Genomic DNA, 6,095 nt, shown 5'->3' with positions numbered 1-6,095 from the left:
GTCAGGGGTCGGGGGCTGGGGATCAGGCTACGGGCTGGCGCGAACCTAATCCTCATAATCTGTGCCAATCTGTGGCAAAAAATACTCATTCGGGCAGTCGTGGCTAAAAATCTGTCCTTCGCGCTCTTCGTGGTTTCTGGCTTCGTGCTCTTCGTGCCCTTTGTGGATCAAATAAGGGAAAAACTATGCTTGTGATAAAAATTGGCGGCGCAGCAGGGATTGATTATAGCAATCTCTGCAACGATATTGCCCAACTTGCCGCCCAAGGCCAACCAATTGTGCTCTTTCATGGTGGTTCAGATGGAGCAAACACGCTTGGCGAGCAGCTTGGCCATCCGCCGCGCTTTATCACCTCGCCATCGGGCCATACCAGCCGCCAAACCGATCGCCGCACGCTCGAAATTTTCATGATGGCGACAGCCTTGCTCAATCGCCAGTTGGTCGAGCGCTTGCGTGGCTTGGGAGTCAACGCCCTAGGCTTATCGGGCATTGATGGTGGTTTGTTGCAAGGCACGCGCAAAACCAATGTTCGCGCTGTTGAAAATGGTCGGGTACGTGTGATTCGTGATGATTGGACTGGCAGCATCGACCAAGTTAATCGCAGTTTGTTACAAATATTGCTGAGCGCTGGCTATTTGCCAGTGATTGCACCATTGGCGGTAAGCGCTACAGGTGAACCATTAAATATTGATGGCGATCGCGGTGCGGCCAGTGTGGCCGCAGCACTCGAAGCCGAAACCTTGCTGCTGCTTACCAATGTCAACGGCTTGTATCGTAATTTCCCCGACGAAAGCAGCTTGATAGAGCATTTGCCGCGAACGGAATTAGCTCACGCCAGCGAAAAATTGGCCCAAGGCCGCATGAAGAAAAAATTGCTAGGAGCGCAAACCGCGCTTGATGCTGGCGTGCGCCGCGTGATTATCGGCGATGGCCGGAGCGAGCAACCAGTCAGCGCCGCCCTTGCTGGCCACGGAACAATCATCGAATAATATCGGCAGGAACAAACAATGACTGAACAACAACCTTTTGCCAGTTTGGAAGCTGCTCATAGCGCAGGCGTGTATGCCAAGCGCCCAATTACGTTCGTTCGTGGCAGCGGCGCAACCCTCTACGACGATCACGGTCAGGCCTATCTCGATTGCGGTTCGGGCATTGGAGTCGCCAACATCGGCCATTGTCACCCAACGGTGGTGCAGGCAATTGCCGAGCAAGCAGCAACCTTGACGGTTTGCCCCGAAGCCTTTCACAACGATCAACGCGCCTTGTTGCAAGCAGAATTGCTGCAATTGTTTCCCGCCGAATTTCAACGGGTATTTTTGTGCAACAGCGGCACCGAAGCCGTCGAAGCAGGCTTGAAATTTGCGCGCATGGCCACAGGCCGCACGGCAATTGTCGCAGCCATGCGCGGCTTTCATGGCCGCACCTTTGGAGCCTTGAGCGCTACTTGGGAGAGCCATTATCGCGAGCCGTTTATGCCGCTCGTGCCCGATTTCAGCCATATTCCCTACAATAATATCGAGCGCTTGCAAAGCGCCATCACTGAGCAAACCGCTGCCTTGATTATCGAAATAGTCCAAGGCGAAGGTGGCATTCGGCCTGCAACTGCTGAATTTTTGCAAGCAGCCCAAACAATTTGCCGCGAACGCGGAGCCTTGCTGATTCTCGATGAAGTACAAACTGGCTTTGGCCGCACGGGACGCATGTTTGGCTTTGAGCATTATGGCTTGCAACCTGATTTGGTGTGTTTGGCCAAGGCCTTGGGCGGCGGCATGCCAATGGGCGCGGTGGTGCTCAATCAGCGGGTTGGCGAATTGGCAACTGGCACGCATGGCTCGACGTTCGGCGGCAATCCCTTGGCATGTGCAGCAGCGCGGGCTGCGCTCAGCGTGATTCGCACTGAACAATTGGTTGATCAAACTGCCAAAAAAGGCGCTTGGTTGCTCACTCAATTGCGTTCGATCAACTCGCCCAAAATTCGCGAGGTACGCGGCTTAGGCTTGATGATTGGCATCGAACTCAAGGAAAAAGTTGCACCCTATCTGCAAAAATTGATGAACCAACATCAGATTATTGCGCTCAATGCTGGGAGCAATGTGTTACGCCTGTTGCCGCCGCTGATCATTTCGTGGCCAGAATTGGAACGTGTGGTGGTAACGCTACGCAACATGTTCGAGGAGCCAACATCATGAACGATCAACAGGCTTTGCAATTAATTGAGGCAATGGTGGCAACGCCCAGCGTTTCCGGCGCTGAGGCCGCAATCGCCCAACTCTTGGTCGAGCAGATGCACCGCTATGGCTTTGATGCGCACATTGATGCGGTTGGCAACGCCGTTGGGATGCTTGGCGATGCTGCGGAAACCGTCGTGCTGCTTGGGCATATGGATACCGTGCCCGGCCATATTCCAGTTGAAATCCGTGATGGCGAGTTGTGGGGGCGCGGCTCGGTTGATGCCAAAGGCTCATTGGCGACGTTTATCGCCGCTGCCGCGCGCGCCCATGCCGAGCAACGCTTGGCCTATCGGGTGATTGTGGTTGGGTGCGTCGAAGAAGAAATTGCATCATCAAAAGGTGCACATTTTATCGCCCAAACCATGGCCGCGCCAAACTGGTGCATCGTGGGCGAGCCAAGCGGCGCAGATCGCCTAACCTTGGGCTACAAAGGCAACTTGCGAGCACAAATTCGCATCGAACAAGATTCCGCCCATTCGGCCCACGCCAGCCAGACAGTTGCCGAGCATGGCTGTGAATTGTGGCAAAGCATCGCCCAACACGCCAATGAGTTTAACCAAGGCCGCGAGCGAGCCTTCGATCAACTGCTCCCAAGTTTGGTGCGCATCGAATCTGGTGGCGATGGTTTGCGCGATTGGTGCGAGTTGCTAGTAAATGCGCGTTTGCCCTTGGATATTGATCCGGCGGCCTATACTGCGCTACTGCAACAATTATTGCCCAATTATGCCCACCTGAATATTAGCGGTGCAACGCCCGCCTTCAGCAGCGAGCGCACATCAAGCATTGCGCGGCGCTTTGGGCGGGTATTTCGCGCCAACGGCCAACAACCGCGCTATGTGCAAAAAACTGGCACCGCCGACATGAACGTGGTTGGGCCAGCCTGGGGTTGTCCAGTCGTCGCCTATGGCCCAGGCGATGCAGCGCTCGACCACACGCCGCACGAGCGTTTGCCTTTGGCCGATTATCTACAGTCAATTAAGGTCTTGGCAGCAGTCTTGAGCAACGAATAGCTATTCTTGAATCAGCTCCAAACTATTGCCATCGGGATCAGCAACGATTGCAGCTTTGATACCGCCCTCAGTTGGCGGAGCGACGATTGTGCCGCCATGTTGCACAGTTTTTTCGAGCGCCCTCGCGAGATCAGGCACACAAACATGAAACTGCAAGCGGCTTTGTTCGGCTACAACGCCTGCAATGGCATTTGAGCACAGCAACAAAGGAATATTAACCAAAAAGCCTTCATAAAAGGTATGCTCGCCATGCTTAACTTTGCGGAAATTGGTGAACAACACCGAATTATAAAAGGCCGCCATCTGCTCAATATTGGTAGCGGCTAAAGTTAATTGGGTAAATGAAATTGGTGAATGCATTGCGTTCCTCGCATAATTGTACTTTTGCTACTGCCCATGCTACCATAGGCCAAGCCCAAACCAGCTATGACAGCACCTCAGAGCGGCTTTTGCAGCACCAAGCCTCATTCTTTCCACCTGCATTCAGCTCAACAAACGTTATTTTTATTGTTTTGATTAGATGATCTAGTGTGGCTTAGTATGTGGAGGATCGCCAATGTTTAAGGAATTCAAGGAATTTGCCTTCAAAGGCAACGTGCTCGATTTGGCAATCGCTGTGATTATCGGGGCCGCCTTTGGCAAAATTGTCACAGCCTTGGTTGATAATATTCTGATGCCATTAATTGCAGCTTTCTATAGCCAACCCAAAGTAGATGGGCTGCAATTTATGGTTGGCGCAACCCCAATTGTCTATGGCGTATTTGTTCAAGCTGTGATTGATTTCATCTTAGTCGCAATTGTCTTATTTGGGGTTGTCAAGGCAATTAACATTACCCGCCGCAAGCAAGAAGCCGAAGCGCCAACCGCTCCACCACCAAGCGAAGAAGTGCTGTTGCTACGCGAAATTCGCGATAGCTTGCAAAAATAAGATCCCCTCACCCCAACCCCTCTCCCAGCCGCTGGGCGAGGGGCTTTAATACCCTGATTCTTGCCCAATTCTTTGGTGCACACTGGCTGCTCCCCCTCGCCCGCGTTTTCGTGGGCGAGGGGGTTGGGGGGTGAGGGGCGAGAGAAGCCTTATGGTTCAAGCTCGATCTGCCAAATCGCCCCTTCATGCAACAGCAAAAATTCAGTTTGCTGCAACGCTTGCAAATCAGTAACCAAGCGTGGTTTGCCAGCAGCATCATTAATTGGATAGACTTGGGTTGGCGACCAGTAGACCAAAGCATTGCTATCCAAGGCTCGCACCAAAACCCCATCGCGATACCACGCCAATGGCTCGACCCCCAAATTGGTTGCTTGAATCGAATTCAGGCTTGGCTCATAGACCCGAAAATCATCGCCCAGATAATAGGCCAAAGCTCCGCGCCCATTCCACAGCATGCGCGGCGTGCTCGTGCCACGCTGGCTTTGATCGATCAACTGAATTTGATTGGTTTGTAAATCATACAACTGCAACTCCAAAGCAGCTTGATCGCGCACTTGCACCAACAAGGCCAGTTGATCACGCTTGGGGCTAAGTTGCAAGCCGCCAGCCACTAATTGACGATTGGGCAAGCGAATAATCACCTGTTCTTTGCTCGTACCACCAACTTGCATAATCCGCAGGTCGCTATCGCCCGCCGCATAATACAAGGCACTTTGGGTCATCAAGGCTGCTTGCACCAAGCCATTGGTCGAGGTGAGCACGCGCATTGGTTGGCCACGAAATGGCTCAAGCGCTTGCAGCAGATCAGGTTGCTGTTGCGAACGCCACAAAAGCAAGGCCCCATCACTCGACCAACTCAACGCTTGGCCCTGATAGCTACGACTAAGCTCGATAAAATTCAAACCTGGCGCGTGCAATTCAAATTGATCTTGGCTGATCGATTGGGTAATTAGCCATTGTTGGCTTGGCGCAAGCGGGCCAAATTGCGGGCGTACAGCGCCATTCGCCGCCACCAACAATTGATCGCTAGGGCTAAGCGCAGTGGTTGCGCTGGCAGTTGGCGTGAACAATGGCGTTGCCGTCGCAGGATTGCTGCTTGGCGTTGGGCGATCAGTGGCTCGCACCACGAAGCTTGGCGTTGGCCGCAACTCCAAGGTCGGGATAACCACAACGGTTGGTTGCTGCTGGGCCAAATCACACCCATACAACAGGCCAATTAGTACCAAAACAATATAGAATCGTTTCATATCACCATGCTATAATAAATGCTGGAAACGGTTATCAGCAACAGGCAGCCTATGACGAATGATCCAATCATTGCGACCGCACCACGACTTATAATTCGTCGCTGGCAACGGGTAGATTACCAAACCATGGATCGCTGGCCACCTTTCACCGAGCCATTGAGCAGCATTTGGAACTTACCAGATCGGGTGACGGTTGGCGGCGATTGGATGAACGACATCCGGCGAACCTATGCGATTGTTCTGCGTGATAATACCCTAGTTGGGCGCATTACGTTACGCAACATCGATTCGGCTAGTGGCTCGGCGCGGCTTGGGATTACGATTGGCGCACCGTATGTCAGCCAAGGCTATGGCACCGAAGGTTTGGCCGCGTTTCTCCAAGCATTTTTCAGCACCCTCGGCTTTCAAACCATGGTGCTCGATGTAGCTTCGGTCAACGAACGAGCTGTACGCTGCTATCGGCGGCTCGGCTTCCAATATAATGGTCATCATTGGCGTGATGCTGGCTGGCGTTTTATGCAAACGCTCGATCAAGCCACCCGCGAACGCATCGCCCCCTTTATCAAGGAAGGTCGTCACGGGGTGTGGGTACAATTTTACGACATGACGCTCGCCCGTAGTGATTGGCAAGCGGCTCAACATCGGTCAGTTATCCACGTTAATCAATAAGAAGGAAGCA

At 53.0% G+C, this 6,095-nt stretch carries 7 protein-coding genes; 5 read left to right on the top strand and 2 right to left on the bottom strand.

Annotated features, from left to right (window positions below):
• The first annotated feature begins 185 nt into the window (after nucleotides 1-185).
• The 3 genes from C5S61_RS21365 to C5S61_RS21355 are packed head-to-tail and all read left to right on the top strand — an operon-like array spanning nucleotide 186 to nucleotide 3,241.
• The gene (locus C5S61_RS21365; protein WP_110518635.1) at nucleotides 186-989 is read left to right on the top strand and encodes a [LysW]-aminoadipate kinase; all 804 of its coding nucleotides are present in this window, start codon (nucleotides 186-188) and stop codon (nucleotides 987-989) included.
• A gap of 18 nt (nucleotides 990-1,007) precedes the next feature.
• On the top strand, nucleotides 1,008-2,189 hold the full coding sequence (locus C5S61_RS21360; protein ID WP_110518633.1) for an aspartate aminotransferase family protein: 1,182 nt from the start codon (nucleotides 1,008-1,010) through the stop codon (nucleotides 2,187-2,189).
• Nucleotides 2,186-3,241, top strand: coding sequence for a [LysW]-lysine hydrolase (locus C5S61_RS21355; protein WP_110518632.1), 1,056 nt, complete (start codon nucleotides 2,186-2,188; stop codon nucleotides 3,239-3,241). The genes C5S61_RS21360 and C5S61_RS21355 overlap by 4 nt, the downstream gene beginning before the upstream one ends.
• Here C5S61_RS21355 and C5S61_RS21350 read toward each other — a convergent pair whose 3' ends face one another.
• Nucleotides 3,242-3,601: a VOC family protein gene (locus C5S61_RS21350; protein WP_110518630.1), complete on the bottom strand. Its 360-nt coding sequence runs from the start codon at nucleotides 3,599-3,601 to the stop codon at nucleotides 3,242-3,244.
• Between the two features lie 196 nt (nucleotides 3,602-3,797).
• Here C5S61_RS21350 and mscL point away from each other — a divergent pair, with 196 nt between their 5' ends.
• A complete protein-coding gene (gene mscL / locus C5S61_RS21345) occupies nucleotides 3,798-4,169 on the top strand; it encodes a large conductance mechanosensitive channel protein MscL (protein WP_110518628.1) in 372 nt (123 codons plus the stop codon).
• Between the two features lie 149 nt (nucleotides 4,170-4,318).
• Here the strand turns inward: mscL and C5S61_RS21340 are convergent, their stop codons facing one another.
• Nucleotides 4,319-5,416 (bottom strand): hypothetical protein, encoded by a 1,098-nt coding sequence (locus C5S61_RS21340; protein ID WP_110518626.1) that lies wholly within the window; start codon nucleotides 5,414-5,416, stop codon nucleotides 4,319-4,321.
• A 51-nt stretch (nucleotides 5,417-5,467) separates the two neighbouring features.
• On the opposite strand from C5S61_RS21340, the gene C5S61_RS21335 reads away from it, so the two are divergent.
• Nucleotides 5,468-6,085 carry a GNAT family N-acetyltransferase gene (locus C5S61_RS21335; protein WP_054536878.1) on the top strand — a complete coding sequence of 206 codons (618 nt, stop codon included), beginning with the start codon at nucleotides 5,468-5,470 and terminating at the stop codon, nucleotides 6,083-6,085.
• The last annotated feature ends 10 nt before the right edge of the window (nucleotides 6,086-6,095 follow it).

The sequence above is a fragment of the Herpetosiphon llansteffanensis genome, assembly GCF_003205875.1.
Lineage (GTDB): Bacteria > Chloroflexota > Chloroflexia > Chloroflexales > Herpetosiphonaceae > Herpetosiphon > Herpetosiphon llansteffanensis.
The sequence above is the reverse complement of the archived record's forward strand: the minus strand, read 5'-3'. Positions and strand labels throughout refer to the sequence as shown.

What these genes read in the sequence shown, in the direction of transcription:
- mscL (WP_110518628.1), top strand. Translation starts at nt 3,798, where the DNA reads ATGTTTAAGGAATTCAAGGAATTTGCCTTCAAAGGCAACGTGCTCGAT.
- C5S61_RS21350 (WP_110518630.1), bottom strand. Translation starts at nt 3,601, where the DNA reads ATGCATTCACCAATTTCATTTACCCAATTAACTTTAGCCGCTACCAAT.
- C5S61_RS21335 (WP_054536878.1), top strand. Translation starts at nt 5,468, where the DNA reads ATGACGAATGATCCAATCATTGCGACCGCACCACGACTTATAATTCGT.
- C5S61_RS21365 (WP_110518635.1), top strand. Translation starts at nt 186, where the DNA reads ATGCTTGTGATAAAAATTGGCGGCGCAGCAGGGATTGATTATAGCAAT.
- C5S61_RS21340 (WP_110518626.1), bottom strand. Translation starts at nt 5,416, where the DNA reads ATGAAACGATTCTATATTGTTTTGGTACTAATTGGCCTGTTGTATGGG.
- C5S61_RS21355 (WP_110518632.1), top strand. Translation starts at nt 2,186, where the DNA reads ATGAACGATCAACAGGCTTTGCAATTAATTGAGGCAATGGTGGCAACG.
- C5S61_RS21360 (WP_110518633.1), top strand. Translation starts at nt 1,008, where the DNA reads ATGACTGAACAACAACCTTTTGCCAGTTTGGAAGCTGCTCATAGCGCA.